Source organism: Brevibacillus centrosporus (assembly GCF_046622605.1).
GTDB classification, from domain to species: Bacteria; Bacillota; Bacilli; order Brevibacillales; family Brevibacillaceae; genus Brevibacillus; species Brevibacillus centrosporus.
Genome location: NZ_CP176856.1, coordinates 4,076,294 through 4,091,836 on the forward strand (window position 1 = coordinate 4,076,294; position 15,543 = coordinate 4,091,836).

Consider the following 15,543-nt stretch of genomic DNA (forward strand, 5'->3'; position numbering starts at 1 on the left):
TGAATCATTATACCATATCATACAAGGTTTCAAAGATTTTTTCATCAACATTTTCGATTCCTTTTCTTTGAAATGAATGCCGATTTTCCTGATGTTCTTAGTTGATTTTCGATTTATAACACTGGGTATATGTTCGATCACTATATTTACAAACAAAGAAAAGCAGTGATGCCCCTTGTCAGGTCTCCACCACTGCTTCCTCAACAGGCAGCTTTTTCACAATCACGCGCGTAATCCGGTAATGATCCACTTCCCCGACGATGAACTGGTAGTTGCCTTGTCTCACCATGTCACCGACTCGCGGCGAATGATCGAACTGCATGTATATCCAGCCTGCGAGCGTATCCACTTCACTTGACTCCAGATCGATATCCAAATAATCGCTGACTTCCTCGAGCAGCATTCTGCCGTCGAGCGAGAGAATATTGTCCCGGCGCTCTACCTCTGGACGCTCATCATCGAATTCATCCTGGATGTCGCCGACGATTTCTTCCATAATATCTTCCAGCGTGACCAGTCCGGCCGTTCCCCCATACTCGTCGATGATAATCGCCATCTGACCGCGCTGCTTCTGCAGCATCGTCAACAGCCTGCTGATAGAGATCGTCTCGGGAACCGTCAGAACCGAGCGCATCAGCGACTCCAGATCCCGCTGCTCGCCTTCCAGAAGGCCCGTCAGCATGTCCTTGATGTGGAGACTGCCAACGACGTGATCCTTGTCCCCATCTACGACCGGATAGCGTGTATATCTTCCATTTTGTACGAGCCTGACGTTCTCCTCGAAGGGATCACGGATGTTCAATACAACCATGTCCGTCCGGGGAACCATGATTTCTCGTGCCATCGTCTCGGAGAAATCAAAAATGTTGTCCACCAGCATCATTTCCGTGTTATCGATCAGACCACTCTTATGACTTTCGTTAACGAGAATCCGGATCTCTTCTTCTGTATGCGCCTCCTGATGCGGCTCCATTGAAATATGAAATAAGGCGAGAAAGCGCGATGCCGACCAGTTGAGCAGATGAATGAAGGGATACATGATTTTGTGAAACCACATGATGGGCTTCGCTACCGCAAGCACGATCATTTCCGTCTTCTGGATCGCCATCGTCTTCGGTGCCAGCTCCCCCAGAACGATATGCAGAAAGGTAATCACGGAGAAAGCGATGATGATTGAAATGCTGCTGATCAGCGTCTCATTTAAACCAAAATAGCGAAAGACCGGGTACAGCAAGTGAGCTACAGCCGGCTCGCCCAGCCACCCGAGGCCGAGTGAGGCGAGCGTGATTCCAAGCTGGCACGCAGAGAGGTAGGCATCGAGATTGTGCAGGAGCTTCTCCACATCTGCGGCTTTGCTGTTACCTTCTGCCACTAATTGAGCTATGCGGGATTCCCTCACCTTGACGACAGCAAACTCCGTCGCCACAAAGAATCCGTTGAGGAACACGAGGAGCACAACCATGACCAAATTGAACCAGGCCCCGACCATCCGTCCGACCCTCCTTCCCTTCCGTACGTGCTTTGGGATATTGTTTCCCACCGCCGGATAAATGTTACCTGTCTGTTTTTCTTTCTTTTCCCGATTGTGATACCATGGTTCTGTATGAATATATGTAGCTTGTAAATGAGGTGAGTCACTTGTCTTACCGTCCAGATTTGCCCATGATCGTGCAAAGTGACCGAACGATCCTGCTGGAAACCCAGCATCCGCTATTTACGGAAGCGAGACAAGCCATATCTGGATTTGCCGAGCTGATCAAAAGCCCTGAATACATGCATACGTACCGCATTACTCCCCTGTCGCTGTGGAATGCTGCAGCTGGTGGAATGACGCCTGAGCAGGTATCAGAGGCTCTGACCACGTATAGTAAATACGGGGTTCCTCCCACCATCGTCCGCGAGCTGGAAGAAACCATGAGCCGTTACGGTCGCATCCGTCTGGAAAAGTCAGGGGACGACATTCTTTTAATAAGTGACGATTCTCTCATTTTAACAGAGCTTACCAGCTATAAATCGGTAGCCCAGCTATTGGACGAATCCCGAGCTGACGAAGGATTTATTATCAAGCCATACGCCCGGGGACTGATCAAACAGGAGCTGATCCATCTGGGCTATCCCGTCCAGGATATTGCGGGCTATACTGCGGGGGAGAGCTGTCCTGTTAGCTGGCGAGAAATCACTGCTGCAGGAAGGCCATTTGCTCTGCGGCCTTATCAGGAGGAGGCTGTTCGCGCCTTTCACTCCGGAGGTGCTGCTACCGGTGGCAGTGGAGTCTTGGTCCTCCCCTGTGGGGCAGGGAAAACCGTGATTGGACTTGGAGCCATTTGCCAGCTGCAGACGGCCACGCTGATCGTAACAACCAATACGACCTCCGTACGCCAATGGATCTCTGAGCTCCTCGACAAAACGGGATTGGATCCCTCGCTCGTCGGTGAATATACAGGAGATCGCAAGGAAGTGAAGCCCATTACCGTGGCCACTTACCAAATATTGACCTTTCGCCCCAGTGCTGAAGATGAATTTCCTCACATGAAACTCTTTTCAGAGCGCGATTGGGGGCTTATTATTTACGATGAGGTTCATTTGCTGCCAGCGCCTGTTTTTCGGGTAACATCCGGTATCCAGGCCACGCGCAGACTGGGTTTGACGGCGACTCTCGTTCGGGAGGATGGACGGGAGGAAGACGTTTTTACCTTGATCGGCCCCAAAAAATACGAGGTGCCTTGGAAAATCATGGAGGAACAAGGATGGATTGCCGAAGCTCTCTGCCGGGAAATTCGTCTACCGTTTGAGCCAAAATGGCGAGAAGCTTACGCCCGTGCCTCCACTCGGCAAAAGTTTCGCATCGCTGCAGAGAATCCAAGGAAGCTGGAGGTCGTTCGCTACTTGCTGGACCAGCATTCCCACGATCAGGTGCTGATCATCGGGCAATACGTCGATCAGCTTGACCAAATGGCGGCTGCTTTGGGGCTGCCCCTCATTACCGGAAAAGTACCTGAAAGTGAACGTGAGCTTTTGTACCAGCAATTCAAAAAAGGGGAAATCAAGCGCCTCATCGTTTCCAAGGTCGCAAACTTCGCCGTGGATCTGCCGGACGCGAACGTCGCGATCCAGATCTCCGGAACTTTCGGATCCAGGCAGGAAGAAGCACAGCGGCTCGGGCGTATCCTACGTCCCAAACCAGATGATAACAAGGCGCATTTTTATACACTCGTGACACGAGACACGCGGGAGCAGGAATTTTCACTCCATCGTCAGCTTTTTCTCGTGGAACAAGGCTATCCGTACGATATTATAGAAATGGAAACGCTGGTCTGAAACGTTTTAAAAATACCAGCGTCTCATAGAGGGAAGGGAGGCCGGAGATTCAATGCAATCCGACGCCGAAATCATTCAGCGGATTCTTCAGGGCGACATCGAAGGGTATCGCGACCTCATCCAACGATACCAGCATATGATCTACGTTTTTATTTACAAGATGGTAAACAATCGCTCCGATGCGGAGGATCTCACTCAAGAAGTTTTTGTCAAAGCGTATGAAAAGCTGTCTACCTTCCGGGGAGACAGTCAATTTTCTTCCTGGCTGCACACACTAGCCCGCAACAAGAGCATCGACTTCCTGCGCCGTCGGAAGTTCCATGACTCAGATGAGCAGCTGGCCTATGTACCAGCCAACACGCGAGATGAGTCTCCTCAGGAATCGCTTATGAATAAGGAGCAGCGTCGCGAAATCGAAGAAGCATTCGCTTTGCTATCGGACACCTATCGAGAAGTAATCGTGCTTCGTTGCACGCATGAATATCCTTTCGAAAAAATCGCTTCGCTCCTCGGCATTGCCGAGTCGACCGCCCGAGTCCGATACCTGCGCGCTCGCCAGGAACTCGCAAAATTGTTAACCCGCAAGGAAGGGGGGCTCGTACATGAACTGCCAGGCATTTAGAAAAGCATGGTTGGAAGAAGACACGGACAGCGATGTGATCTCACATATTGAAACCTGTGATGATTGCATGGCGTGGATCGAAAAACTATTGGACACAGACGAGGAGGTGCAGTTCTTGAAGGAGGTTCCTTTACCATCGGTGAACCTGGAAGAGAGAATTATGCAGGCCATCTACCAGGACGCCGGTCAAGGTACGCCCCCTCATGCCGCAACTGAATCGCTACAAGCACCCATTCCGATCACAAGCAAGCGTCGGACCAAAGGCTTCCCTTCACTCGCCTGGGTCAGTGCCGCAGCTGTCTTGCTGATCGTTGGTATAGCAGGCTACCAACAGCTCCAATCCAGTAATCAGGAAATGGCAGCTTCCATGCCGCAGAGTAGTGCCGCTGGAACAGCCAACACAGAGATTGCCATTAACAATCAGACAAATCTAGCTCCAGCCGCAGCGGATGCACAACAACCTGCTACGGCAAAGATGGCAGTGAACTCGGAAGTTGCGAAAGAACAGCCTCCTGCTGCCGCTTCCCCAGCTTCAGACGCTGTACAGCCAAAGGCGGCAGATGCGCCTCTAGCGGCTGGAAAGCAATCCGTCGCGATGGTGGCTCCGCAGGCGAAGACGGCAGCACCCGAGTCCAGATCCAAAGCCCCGGATTCGCAGCCTCTAGCCCGTAACGCTGCAGTGGGAAAAACAGCTGCGAAAGCACCTGCCAATAATGAAACAGTCGCATTAGCTGACAATGCAGCCAAGGAGAACAACGCTCCAGTCGCAAAACAGGAGGCAGCTGCACTAGCGGATTCAAATCAAACGTTTAGTACCATCACTGCTTTGGATAACACGGAAGCAGATCAAGCGGAGTCTGCCAAAGCGCTAGTCGGGCCGCCCGCACCCGCTGTGCAAAAAGCCGCTATTACACTCTCTACCTTTTCAGACCTAGAGACGGCTGTACAAGCATCTGATTTGCCTGTACCTGTCCTTGCATCGGCGAGCGGCTTTGCGGTCAACGACGTGTCGGTCCAATACGAATCGGAGACCAGCCAAAAAGTAACGCGGCTTACGGCCGATTACAAGCGCAACAACAGCTGGATCAAAATCGATGTCGTCCGGAATACACACGGAAAACGCAGTCTCTCCATCCCTGGAACCTTTTCCGCTACGCAGTTGTTTACGGTAGGTGGAGAGCAGGCGATCGGCGTCTCGTTTGATCAGCAGGGCACGAAGGCTGCAGCTGTACAGCATGCCGTTCACTTTAATGCACAAGCAGACAATCAATCCTTGTATGTCGTAATTTCTGCCAATGGCGTGAGCCTGAATGAGCTGATCGAAACCACGAAAGAATTGACCTGGGAATAGCAGAAAGGACGCGTGAGCTTTTGCAGCTCGCGTGTCCTTTTTTCTCTCCCCATTACTCTATTGCGCCGCAGCCGCCGATGATGGGGATTTCCTTTTTCATGTCTCGCTGGGGTGTCGTCAGCTCAATGCGGATCCCACTGGGGTCATAGCAGAACAAAGCGATCGTTCCTCCCTCCTGCCCCTTTACCCCAATCCCTCCAAACTGAAGGCGAATCCCCCTCTCTTTCATCCGTTCCTCGAGCTGTCGCAAAACGGCAACGGATTCAACGGATAGGGCGAGATGATGGAGTCCTGCTACATTCACCGATGCTTCTTGTTCAGCTGTCTGCCAGAGCGTAATCATCGTTCCTTGGTCTGTCACATAGGCGTGATGTCCTTCTGCATATTCCACTGTTTCAAATTCCAGTATATCTGTGAAGAATGCCTTGCTAGCCTCCAAATCCGTAACACTCAATCCTACATGGTTGACTCCTTTTGTCAAAGCCATTGTCCCTTCACTCTCCTTTTGATAGGCTGACTAATTTCGGAATGCGTGCAGAGCAGTTTCGATACACTTGCTCGACGGTTACTTTCACCACCTGAATGCTGCCCACGAACCAGCGCCGCAGCTCTTCATCGTCGAGCACCTCTGCTTTTCCGTTGATCCGCAGACGCTGCTGATGGGAAAAATCAATAAACAACATGCCGATATTCGGGTTTTCTACGATGTTGCCCAAGCTTTGAAAAGCCCCATTGCCTGGATAGTCCGGGAAGATAAGCGTCTCGTCATCCAGCACCTTTACAGAAGGAGAGCCTCCCCGGAAGCTGCAATCGCAGTTTCCATCGCGATCTGCTGTGGCAATGAAAAAGAACTCCATTGCTTCCACGTAGCTACTCAGCAAAGGGGTCAATTTTTGTCCTACACGTATGCCATTTGTTTGATATTTGTCTCGCAGCATTTGCTCACCAGCTGTCCCCATCTCACCCACCCCTTATAACCTTTAATTTAATGTTTTAATGGTTAAAGAATACACGATCTACCAAACCTTGTAAATGTATTTTTAGCGGTTATAATAAAAGAGAGGTGAGCCCCTATGGAAACGACACGCTTTACATTAGGCGGAGCTGTCTGGATCAATCTCGTCAACACGATCAACAAGCGACAGATCGATGTCTTGGATGATCCAGAGCGGCTTATGGCATGGCTTAAGGCAAATGAGCTGCTTCGGGAGAGTGACCAAAAAGAACTCGAAAACAAAGAAACCTTTCGTCAGATTGCGGACGTCCTTCGTTCTTTACGCGATATTTGCTTCGCTGTCCTTGAGGATTTCCAGCAAGCGGAACTTTCTCCATCGAGCATTCAGCAGCTGAGCAGCTTGACTGATCCACTAAAGGTAAAGCTTACTTTGCGCGCATCCGAGGGTCGTTTGGAGCTCGTCAACGAGGGCCTGCACACAGATGATCACATTTCCTATCAAGTCCTCGCCTCTATCATTCACACGCTGCAGACTGTATCTAGAGATCGCATACGCGCCTGCGAGCATGAGGACTGCATTTTGCACTTTATCGATACCTCCAAATCAGGAAAACGGCGCTGGTGCAGCATGGAAACGTGTGGGAACCGTCACAAGGCAGCTGAGTTTTATGCGAGGAAAAAGCAGAAGGAGTAAAGAGCATAGACAAAAACCCCGCTCTTGCCTGATAAGTAAGCAAGAACGGGGTTCCTTTGTTTCCCTGTCGCTATGAGGTGACATCTCTTCTAATAAACACCGTATAGGCCACGATCAAAGCTGCGATGGCCCAAACCGTCAGCACTGTTAGCGAAAATGGCAGCGTCATTCCTTTGATTGGCGGCAGAGTGCCATTTAAATAATCGGTCAGCTGCAGATTCACGACAAACAGGTACTTGGAGGACTCCCAGGACGAGGCCATCTGCGTCAAAATCGTCCCGCTGATCAAGGCCGCCATCATGATTCCCATACCGGCTGCTGCACTTCGCACCAACACGGAGACCATAAATGTCACCGTACCGACGACCACGCAGACAAACCAGCCTAGTCCATACTGCAAGAGCAAAAATTGCCACTGCGGAATCATAAATGCACCTGCTGTTTCCAGCTCGCCCCCCGTCACCTCAAACCCGGTCAGGATAGGAAGCGTCCAACCCGAGTACCCAAAGACGACTCCGGACATCAGGTACGCCAGAATTAACGTCATCAGCACCGTAAGTGACGTAAACAGCAAGAGAGTAAGAAACTTGCTCGTCAGCACCTTCCACCTTCGGACCGGTCGTGTCAGCAGCAGCTTGATCGTCCCTTCGCTAAACTCTGCGGATACCAAGTCCACCGCCAGGACGACGATGATCATCGGCAAAAACATCGAGACCGCCTGATCCATAAAGCCGCGGGCAAAGGTAGGTCCTCCCGGTGCCATGGGGTTGATGTCGTGATCCAGATAGTACTGCTGCTGCTGAATCCTGACCTTGATAAAATCTCTCCACTCATCAGGCAATCGGCTAGATGCCAGCCTGTTTTGCATGTCAACGATCTGCTGAGTCAAGAGTGGCCGCCAATCCGATGTTCCCATCCGCTCCTGGGCGGTCACGACGGAACGATACTGCGCGTATGTAAAAATTGGAATGAGAATCGCCAGAATCAGGACGACGACGAGAAAGCGGCGCCTGCGCAGCAATTTTACCGTTTCATTTTGAACCAATCCCAGCATGCTCTGTCCCACGATTGCCACCTCCCTGCGTCAAGGTCAGGAACAGATCTTCCAGCGTCACCGTTTTCGTCGCGATTCCGAGTACAGGAATCCCCGCCCGCACCAGCGTCTGATTGACGTCACTGACGCGCTCCACATCCATTCGGCACTTCAGGCGTCCATCTCCCACTTCCCACACTTCGGTTACAGCGGGATGACCCTTCAGCACTTCCCTTGCTTTTGGCACTGACGCTTCCTGCACAGTCCAATCCACCTGGTCTGCGAACTGCTCCATCAGCTCTTTCACCAACCCGACGGAGATGACCTTCCCCTGGCTGATAATCGCGACACGGTCGCACATCATTTCGATCTCGCTCAGCAGATGGCTGGATATGAACACGGCCAGACCTTCCTCTTCCGCCAGCTTCCGAATGAATTGACGCATCTCTCGAATCCCTGCCGGATCCAGCCCGTTTGTCGGCTCATCCAGGATCAGTATTTTGGGGCGGTGCAGCATCGCTTGGGCGATTCCTAACCGCTGCCGCATGCCGAGAGAATAGGTCTTTACTTTATCGTCAATCGCCCTCTCGAGATCAACAAAGCGGACAATCTCGTCGATCCGCTCAGGCGTTATGCCTCCGCTCATCCGGGCAAACTGCTCCAGATTTTCTCTGCCTGTCATGAACTTGTACAGCTCCGGGTTCTCCACAATGCAGCCTACCTGGGAGATCGCTTGCGGGAACTGGTCCTGTAGGGAAATGCCTCCGATTTGGATGTCCCCACCATCAGCGGCTGCCAGCCCGACAAGCATGCGGATGGTCGTTGTTTTCCCTGCACCGTTTGGCCCGAGAAATCCAAACACTTCTCCAGCGAAGACATCGAAGGTTATATTGTGAATGATCGGTTTTCCCCCGATCTTTTTATGCAATCCTTTTACAGAAAGTACCGTTTCGGTCAATGTGCACCCTCCTGTTCTATTGCCGCCCCATCGCCTGTTGGAAGCGATCTGTTTATGGTACACTGTCAAGAGATGTCCATCCACATTATACCACGTTCTTCCACCCAACATCGAATAGGAGGGGTATCCGATGCGTACATCTGGACAACTGCTCTGGCGTACAACTGGACTCTTGTCTTTTCTATCCTTCTTACTGTTTGCGACGGGCTTTGTGCTCGCCATGAACCCGCAGCAGATCGCTCCGGCAAAAACATCGCCACCTGCACCGTCTGAGCAAACAGCTCCTCTCCCTGCGCAAGGAGTCCAAAAGGTAGTCGCATTAGGTGACTCACTCACGCGCGGAGCAGGGGACGCGAATGGCCAAGGCTACGCGGGTCTCGTTCGTCAGGCATTGGAAAAAAAGCTGGGCAAGCCGATTACATTTTCCAACCTGGCGATTAACGGTCAGGAATCCACGGACTTGGTCAAGCAAATGTCCCAATCTCAAGTAAAGACCTTGCTGTCCGAAGCGGATCTCGTCTTGTTTACCATCGGTGGCAATGACATGTTTCGCCAGACGGGTGGCCTCTATACTATCGACAAAGAAAAATTGGCCGCAGCTACAAAAGAGCTGACAGCCAATTACGAAGAGATTATCCGACAAATTCGCGCTGTAAACAAGCAGGCGACGATCGTCTACACCACCTTGTACAACCCGTTTGGGGACACCGAAGCTTCTGTCGACACGATTCAGCCGGTACTGGATTGGAACTATACCGCTTCCGAAATCGCGTCCAAGTACCCGCACGTCATCGTTGTCCCCACCTATGATTTGTTTGTGAACAAGGAACAATCGTATCTGTACACGGACCATTTCCACCCGAATACCGCAGGCTACCAGCGCATTGCAGAACGGGTCATTCAAGCTTTAGAGTGATTCCGTACGTGCGTAGTTGATCGAGTGCCCTTTGCTCACGAGATAGGCTCGCTGCCCAGCCCATTGGAAGGCGTTGCTGATCATCGAGAACGCGGCAACGACGAGGAACAATGTCGTCCCACCGTAGGATGCGAGCAAGATGCCGCCCAGCCATGGACCGATGAATTGGCCCACGTTGCTGAAGCTTTTTGCCCCATAGTAGCTCCCTCGCATGCCTTCTGGCGCCATTCGGTCAATGAGCACATCTCCTGAGGTAAAGGTGAGAATTTCTCCAAAGGTGAAGAAGACCATGGCGATGATAAAAATCAGCCACGAATTGGCAAAGGCATAGCCGATATCCCCGATGGCATACATGACGTTCCCCACGAAAATCGCCGTGAGGGGCGTCTTTTTTTCTGCCCAGCTCGTCAGCGGCAGCTGCATGATTACGACGACAATGGCGTTGATACTCATGAGTACCGCGAACAGCTCGGTACCGTTTGCCACCGTCATCTCGGCAAATTTCGCCAGCGTCGAAGACATCTGTGAGTAACCGATAGCTCCCAGCATTCCGGCAATCATGTAAAAGCGAAATGCCTTGTCTTGAACGACTACGCTGAACGCACGCCTAAACGTGACCGCCTCTTTCTTTTGCCCTTCAATCTTCTTGATGCCAAACTTGTTCAGCAAGCCCTGCAAGCTGATCACATAGATCAAGTAAATGATAGCCGTAACCATGAAAGGCAGTGCAACGGAGGTCTTCGCAAGTACGGCGCCTGCAATCGGCCCAACAGCAACGCCCACATTGATCGCCGTATAACGCAGGCTGAACACCCGAAACCGTTTCTCCGGAGCTGTTACGTCTGCCATCAACGCTTGCGAAACCGGCTCGTAGAACGATCGACAGAGTCCACCTGCCATGTTGAGCACAAGCAGGACCATCGGATTTTTACTAATGGCGAATCCTACAAAGACGAGCGTCCAGACGTACAGCGCCCCGAGCATGACTCGCCTGCGCCCGATCCGGTCGGATAATGTGCCTGCAATAAACCCACCCAGCGTCCCGGCGAGTGGCCCTGCTCCAATCGTCAAACCAATCGTCGCCAGATCCATATCTGTATTGTTGGACAGATACAAAAACAAGAAAGGCATACTCATGGAGCTAGCCGCCCGAACGAATACCGTTCCGACCACTAGTGACCAGACAATCGGATGAAACTCCTTTAACAATGATGACACTCTACCCATGCTTCTCTCTCCTCGGCAACTGTTCTGTTCGCATCGTCTGCCAGAACAGACGCTTCACAATGTACTCATTGTAGAGAGGAAGCACGTGTTCGTCAATGAGCATTCAAAATTTTTGGATTATGAAAAATTTCTATTACCTTTCATCGATTTCCGATACCGTTGTTTGGGAAAAGAAAAAACCGAGGCAAGCTCTGCAATGAGCGTCCCCGGCACCTCCTTATTGCTCTACACCAACGTGATCGATGATTTCTCCACTCTCATTCCATTTTACAACACGGTAGATCGCATCATGGTAAAACGTAAACCAGGCACCTTGCGCAATCCCTTCCTTGATCCATTTTTCTTTGGCGAAAATAGAATTCATTGGGTAGTCGTCATACGCCATGACCCACAGGGGATTGTTGTGTGCGTGAGAAGGCATGATATCTGCGAGATGCAAAGCCAGCTTCCCTTCGCTCTCCAGCCTCACAATGGCATGGCCCTGGCTGTGACCACCCGTATGATGAAGAGATATGCCTGGCAGCAGCTCCAGCACGTCCTGGTACGTCTTCACCTGCTGCTCGATTGGACGCCAATTGTCTTCCCAATATGTATTGCGCGAGCGGATGTTTGGCTCTCTCATTTCCGCCCATTCCAGCTCTTGAACGTAAATCACTGCGTTGGGAAACGTCGAAACAAGCTGACCATCCTGCAGGGACACCAGTCCGTTACAGTGATCGTAGTGCATATGTGTCATGATGATGATCTCGATATCCGCAGGAGTCAGACCTTTTGCAGCAAGGGACTCTAGGATCTGGGACTCCTCCACCAACCCGTAGTTTCTCTTCTGCTTGTCCGTCAAACGACCATTCCCCATCCCGGCTTCGATGAGTATATGCTTTCCATGTGCTGTAAGCAGAATCGGGTCCGCACGCAGCGGAATCTGATTGAGCTCATTGACCGGGTATCTTTTGCTCCACAACGGTTTCGGAACAACCCCGAACATGGCCCCACCATCCAATTGCGTAAGACCACCCTTTAACCAGGTCAGCTCGAAAGCGCCCAGCTTCCATTCATTCAACTTCATACCCTTTCCTCCTTTTGCTCTCACTGTCTACGTCCAGCTTGCGGGATCGTGAATAAAAGGACAAAAAAAGCACTCCGTCACGAGTGCTTCACTGCTTTTCTGCAACACTTACGGTTCGGGTCGCCGGTGCGATTTCCAACATGATCTCACTCGAGACCGCCTGCACTGTCACATCGGAATCAGAGCGTCTATGATGGAGAACGAGTTGTGCGACTTTTTCGTTTTCCCTATATACACTTATCAATGTTTGCAGCGGGTTAGCACTTCCACCCGCGATCACTTTAAAACCCGGGGCAACGGTAAACGTCCATCCCTCCACCTCTATCAACGGTGCAAGTGAGTATAAAAAGTGACGCTTCCCCAACAGTATGCCATTATGATTCATCAAGGCGAGTGCCCCCAATCAAATGAATTTGAACAGTATGTTATTATATTGCAAGAATTCAAATACGATGAAAAGTCTTTCGACAAAAGTTCTTATAAGGTGACATCTCTCTTTATGATACACCAAGCTATTTATTTTCGGAATATAAAATCTCTTCTGAGCAAATATTCAGAATGGGAGCTTCCGCCTCCTGCCTATTACAGAGTGAATATTCATTCATATCCATGTCCTCTGTAGATTCTCCTTCGCCCTCCAAAAATCCTGCCCCGTTTTGTATGAACTTGGTGGGAGAGGAAAACCGCTTTGTTCGATCCTGCGTCCTCCTCTCTACTCCAATCAGCTCAATCGTACCAGCTTTCCGAGATCACTGGAAAATTGCTTTAGGACTCGGGCAAATTGACTTGCTTCTGCTTCTGTTTTTGGACTGTCCAGGATAAAGTGATAATCGAGGATGTAAGCTGTCTGTACAGATTGCCCTGGCTCCAGATAGCGCTTCTTTTCCGTGAGCGAGATTTTCGGGATGAGTGCTCTCGCTTGCTCCCACATCACGCAGGTTCCCTCAGCGGTCCTCTCTCCCGTAAATTCCACCTCTACCTCCACTTCACAGCTTTCCGCTTCCTCCAGCTCAAAGAGATGAATCGTGGCCAATGGCTTGCCAGATTGCTCCTCTGACTGCTCCTCTTCTGCGAAAGTCAGTATGACTTCCCTTATTTCTTGCTCCTCCATTAACGATTGGTCCGAACGCAGAAGGACATCGACAATCGTACCGTGCGAAGCCAGATGCTCATTTAATTGTTCTACCAGGAATTGCAGCACGTCATTTGCTCCTCTCCAACCATCACTGCTCTTTCAGCAGTATACCATGAGCAAATTGCAAACGAAAAACCCCTTCACGAGGAAGGGGTCGGTGAGTTGTTCATATTTTTTTGGTTCATAAATTCAGATAGCCACGCCCGTCGAACTTCTTTGTTCGGGCAGTACCCTAAAATGTAACTTTCTCCGCGCATATATTTTTCCTTGATCCACTCCTTATGCTTGCGGAAAAAGGCATGTTGGAAATCAATCGGCATCTGCTGATATTCTTCCAAGGCTGAGGGGTTCTGGAGGAAAAAATCTTCATCATACACTAATTCTTCATTTTGTTGGCGGCTGATCAGGTACACAAAAGCAATCACCAGAAACAGATTCACCAAGAAAATCGTCATCCAAATCCCTCCAGTCAAAATGCAATAATTATCTGATTAATCTGTCTTATCAGCATATTATTATTGTACCATGTATTTGGTGTTTTCTAAACCTTTCCTTTGAATATTTTATTAAAAAAGTTATTCGAAAATGTACTCTCCAGGCATGTATCAAAAAAATATATACAAAAACACCCGCTCATGGCCTGCGAGCGGGTGTCTGTATCATTGGCGCTGCCAAAGTTTATCACTAGGAGTTGCTTTTGGGACTCGTCGAACTTGGAGTAGAGCTGGCATCCTGTGTCGAAGGAGGGACGATATCCGGCGGAGGTGCTGTTCCCGCCTCAGGTGTTGTCGTAACCGTTCCATTTTGTGTCGGAGGCGTTTGCGTCGTTTGCCCCTGTTGTTGTTCTGGGCTTACCACATCCGGCGGAGGAGTCGCTTCGCCTTCTGCTACCACATCGGCTGGCGCTTCCGGCGTATCCGGTTCCTCTTTGACCTCTTCGACAGGAGGTTTTTCTTTTGGCGCAGAGGAAGCCGCAGATTGTGTCGTTTTCTTCTTCACTGGCTTGGTGTTGCTGCTAGAAGCTGCCACTGCTGATTCATTCGACCCAAGCACAGGTGAATTGTTCAACTGAGCAACCACGTTGCCCGATATCCCCATCTCTGACTGCAGGGACTCACGAATGACTTCCAGTTTGTCTTTCTCCAGGAAGGTGTACCCGCCTTGCCAATAAGCTCCGTTGTCCAAGGCATTGACCATGGAAGCACTGAAGCCTTTGAAGTCAAAAGCCAAGCCTTTGATTTGATCTTTGGAAAGATCCGTATGTATGTTCTTCGCACCTACATCCATGATGTTGAAGATTTTTGTCAAACCTTCCAGAGAAGCCGCTTTATCCACGACAGCCTTGATCACTTCTTGTTGACGGCGATTGCGGTCAAAATCGCTGGAGTAATACTTGGTTCCCCGGTTGTCATGGCGGTGGCGCACGTACCCCAGTGCTTGTTCGCCATTTAAGGTTTGCAGGCCCTCATTCAGATTAATGTGCGTGTCGTCTGTCGGATCGTCATAAACCAGCTTGCGATCTACATTCACTTCTACTCCGCCGAGTTCATCAATCACTGCCTTGAAGCCATCAAAATCAATGGCAACGTAATGCTCAATGGGAATCCCCAAAATTTCATTCATCGTCTTCTTGGTAAGCGAAATGCCGTCTTCAGTTGGCGTCTGATTGTTGCGCTCTGCCTGGCGACGCTCAGCTTCCCCGTTTGCATATACAGAATTGATTTTGTGATAGTCGCGGTAGCCTGGGATCTTGACCCGTGTATCCCGAGGAATAGAAACCATCGTCACTTTTTTGGTAGATGGATTGGCTACTGCCACAATCATCACGTCCGTGTTCATCGAGCCTGTCTCCGGACGGCTGTCCGAACCGAGGATGATGAAGGACATAGGCTTGTCATTGTGATACTCAGGATCTATATTTTGCGATACGTTTGAAGTGAAATTATCCTTTGGCTGCGTCACTGTATCCAGAGTGTCATTAATTTTCCAATAAATCGCACCGGCTGCCCCGCCAACCAAGAGCAATGCGATAAAGCTACAAAGCACAACTAATCTGCGAAGTTTGCGACTGCGTCCCGGTTGCTTCTTTCGGGGAGCGGAGGCGCGTTGTCTTGTTACCTTTTCAGGCATATGTATCAGTCTCCTTGTTCGCGCACGCTTTTTGATCGTATAGAATGCATAAGCATGTCCACCTATACATTCAGGAGCGAATAACAAAGCTTATGCAGGGCATCGCTTTCGTAACATTCCCGCGAATGTCGCGGTCGC

General features: G+C 50.4%; 16 protein-coding genes. 5 read left to right on the forward strand and 11 right to left on the reverse strand.

The features are described 5' to 3' along the window. Positions 1-178: 178 nt before the first annotated feature. Positions 179-1,489: a hemolysin family protein gene (locus ACLIN2_RS20590; protein WP_092267570.1), complete on the reverse strand. Its 1,311-nt coding sequence runs from the start codon at positions 1,487-1,489 to the stop codon at positions 179-181. Positions 1,490-1,638: 149 nt separating this feature from the next. Here ACLIN2_RS20590 and ACLIN2_RS20595 point away from each other — a divergent pair, with 149 nt between their 5' ends. The 3 genes from ACLIN2_RS20595 to ACLIN2_RS20605 are packed head-to-tail and all read left to right on the forward strand — an operon-like array spanning position 1,639 to position 5,291. Beyond that, positions 1,639-3,318 (forward strand): DNA repair helicase XPB, encoded by a 1,680-nt coding sequence (locus tag ACLIN2_RS20595; protein ID WP_170184458.1) that lies wholly within the window; start codon positions 1,639-1,641, stop codon positions 3,316-3,318. Positions 3,319-3,370: 52 nt separating this feature from the next. Continuing rightward, a complete protein-coding gene (locus ACLIN2_RS20600) occupies positions 3,371-3,940 on the forward strand; it encodes an RNA polymerase sigma factor (RefSeq protein ID WP_055746429.1) in 570 nt (189 codons plus the stop codon). Further along, the gene (locus ACLIN2_RS20605; RefSeq protein ID WP_411501990.1) at positions 3,921-5,291 is read left to right on the forward strand and encodes a hypothetical protein; all 1,371 of its coding nucleotides are present in this window, start codon (positions 3,921-3,923) and stop codon (positions 5,289-5,291) included. Before ACLIN2_RS20600 ends, ACLIN2_RS20605 begins: the two co-directional genes overlap by 20 nt. A gap of 52 nt (positions 5,292-5,343) precedes the next feature. Here the strand turns inward: ACLIN2_RS20605 and ACLIN2_RS20610 are convergent, their stop codons facing one another. Together ACLIN2_RS20610 and ACLIN2_RS20615 are read right to left on the reverse strand one after the other, a co-directional pair. Further along, on the reverse strand, positions 5,344-5,778 hold the full coding sequence (locus ACLIN2_RS20610; protein ID WP_092267567.1) for a VOC family protein: 435 nt from the start codon (positions 5,776-5,778) through the stop codon (positions 5,344-5,346). A gap of 7 nt (positions 5,779-5,785) precedes the next feature. Then, positions 5,786-6,250, reverse strand: coding sequence for a pyridoxamine 5'-phosphate oxidase family protein (locus ACLIN2_RS20615; protein WP_411501991.1), 465 nt, complete (start codon positions 6,248-6,250; stop codon positions 5,786-5,788). A gap of 114 nt (positions 6,251-6,364) precedes the next feature. Here ACLIN2_RS20615 and ACLIN2_RS20620 point away from each other — a divergent pair, with 114 nt between their 5' ends. Continuing rightward, positions 6,365-6,940 carry a CGNR zinc finger domain-containing protein gene (locus ACLIN2_RS20620; protein WP_411501992.1) on the forward strand — a complete coding sequence of 192 codons (576 nt, stop codon included), beginning with the start codon at positions 6,365-6,367 and terminating at the stop codon, positions 6,938-6,940. Positions 6,941-7,010: 70 nt separating this feature from the next. Here ACLIN2_RS20620 and ACLIN2_RS20625 read toward each other — a convergent pair whose 3' ends face one another. Both ACLIN2_RS20625 and ACLIN2_RS20630 read right to left on the reverse strand, forming a co-directional pair. Continuing rightward, positions 7,011-7,994 carry an ABC transporter permease gene (locus ACLIN2_RS20625; protein WP_301169565.1) on the reverse strand — a complete coding sequence of 328 codons (984 nt, stop codon included), beginning with the start codon at positions 7,992-7,994 and terminating at the stop codon, positions 7,011-7,013. Beyond that, the gene (locus tag ACLIN2_RS20630) at positions 7,972-8,931 is read right to left on the reverse strand and encodes an ABC transporter ATP-binding protein (protein ID WP_301169500.1); all 960 of its coding nucleotides are present in this window, start codon (positions 8,929-8,931) and stop codon (positions 7,972-7,974) included. The genes ACLIN2_RS20625 and ACLIN2_RS20630 overlap by 23 nt, the downstream gene beginning before the upstream one ends. A 130-nt stretch (positions 8,932-9,061) precedes the next feature. On the opposite strand from ACLIN2_RS20630, the gene ACLIN2_RS20635 reads away from it, so the two are divergent. After that, on the forward strand, positions 9,062-9,847 hold the full coding sequence (locus tag ACLIN2_RS20635; RefSeq protein ID WP_411501993.1) for a GDSL-type esterase/lipase family protein: 786 nt from the start codon (positions 9,062-9,064) through the stop codon (positions 9,845-9,847). Here the strand turns inward: ACLIN2_RS20635 and ACLIN2_RS20640 are convergent. The 6 genes from ACLIN2_RS20640 to ACLIN2_RS20665 form a co-directional block, all read right to left on the reverse strand. Next, positions 9,839-11,074, reverse strand: a complete 1,236-nt coding sequence (locus ACLIN2_RS20640; protein ID WP_092267561.1) for an MDR family MFS transporter — start codon at positions 11,072-11,074, stop codon at positions 9,839-9,841. The genes ACLIN2_RS20635 and ACLIN2_RS20640 overlap by 9 nt on opposite strands. A 217-nt stretch (positions 11,075-11,291) precedes the next feature. Further along, on the reverse strand, positions 11,292-12,140 hold the full coding sequence (locus ACLIN2_RS20645) for a YtnP family quorum-quenching lactonase (RefSeq protein WP_411501994.1): 849 nt from the start codon (positions 12,138-12,140) through the stop codon (positions 11,292-11,294). An 88-nt stretch (positions 12,141-12,228) separates the two neighbouring features. Continuing rightward, positions 12,229-12,525, reverse strand: coding sequence for a hypothetical protein (locus ACLIN2_RS20650; RefSeq protein WP_122925259.1), 297 nt, complete (start codon positions 12,523-12,525; stop codon positions 12,229-12,231). 336 nt (positions 12,526-12,861) lie between these two features. Further along, positions 12,862-13,341 carry a hypothetical protein gene (locus tag ACLIN2_RS20655; protein WP_411501995.1) on the reverse strand — a complete coding sequence of 160 codons (480 nt, stop codon included), beginning with the start codon at positions 13,339-13,341 and terminating at the stop codon, positions 12,862-12,864. A 74-nt stretch (positions 13,342-13,415) separates the two neighbouring features. Beyond that, positions 13,416-13,730 carry a hypothetical protein gene (locus ACLIN2_RS20660; RefSeq protein ID WP_092267556.1) on the reverse strand — a complete coding sequence of 105 codons (315 nt, stop codon included), beginning with the start codon at positions 13,728-13,730 and terminating at the stop codon, positions 13,416-13,418. A 229-nt stretch (positions 13,731-13,959) separates the two neighbouring features. Next, positions 13,960-15,405, reverse strand: a complete 1,446-nt coding sequence (locus ACLIN2_RS20665; RefSeq protein ID WP_411501996.1) for an LCP family protein — start codon at positions 15,403-15,405, stop codon at positions 13,960-13,962. Between the last annotated feature and the right edge of the window lie 138 nt (positions 15,406-15,543).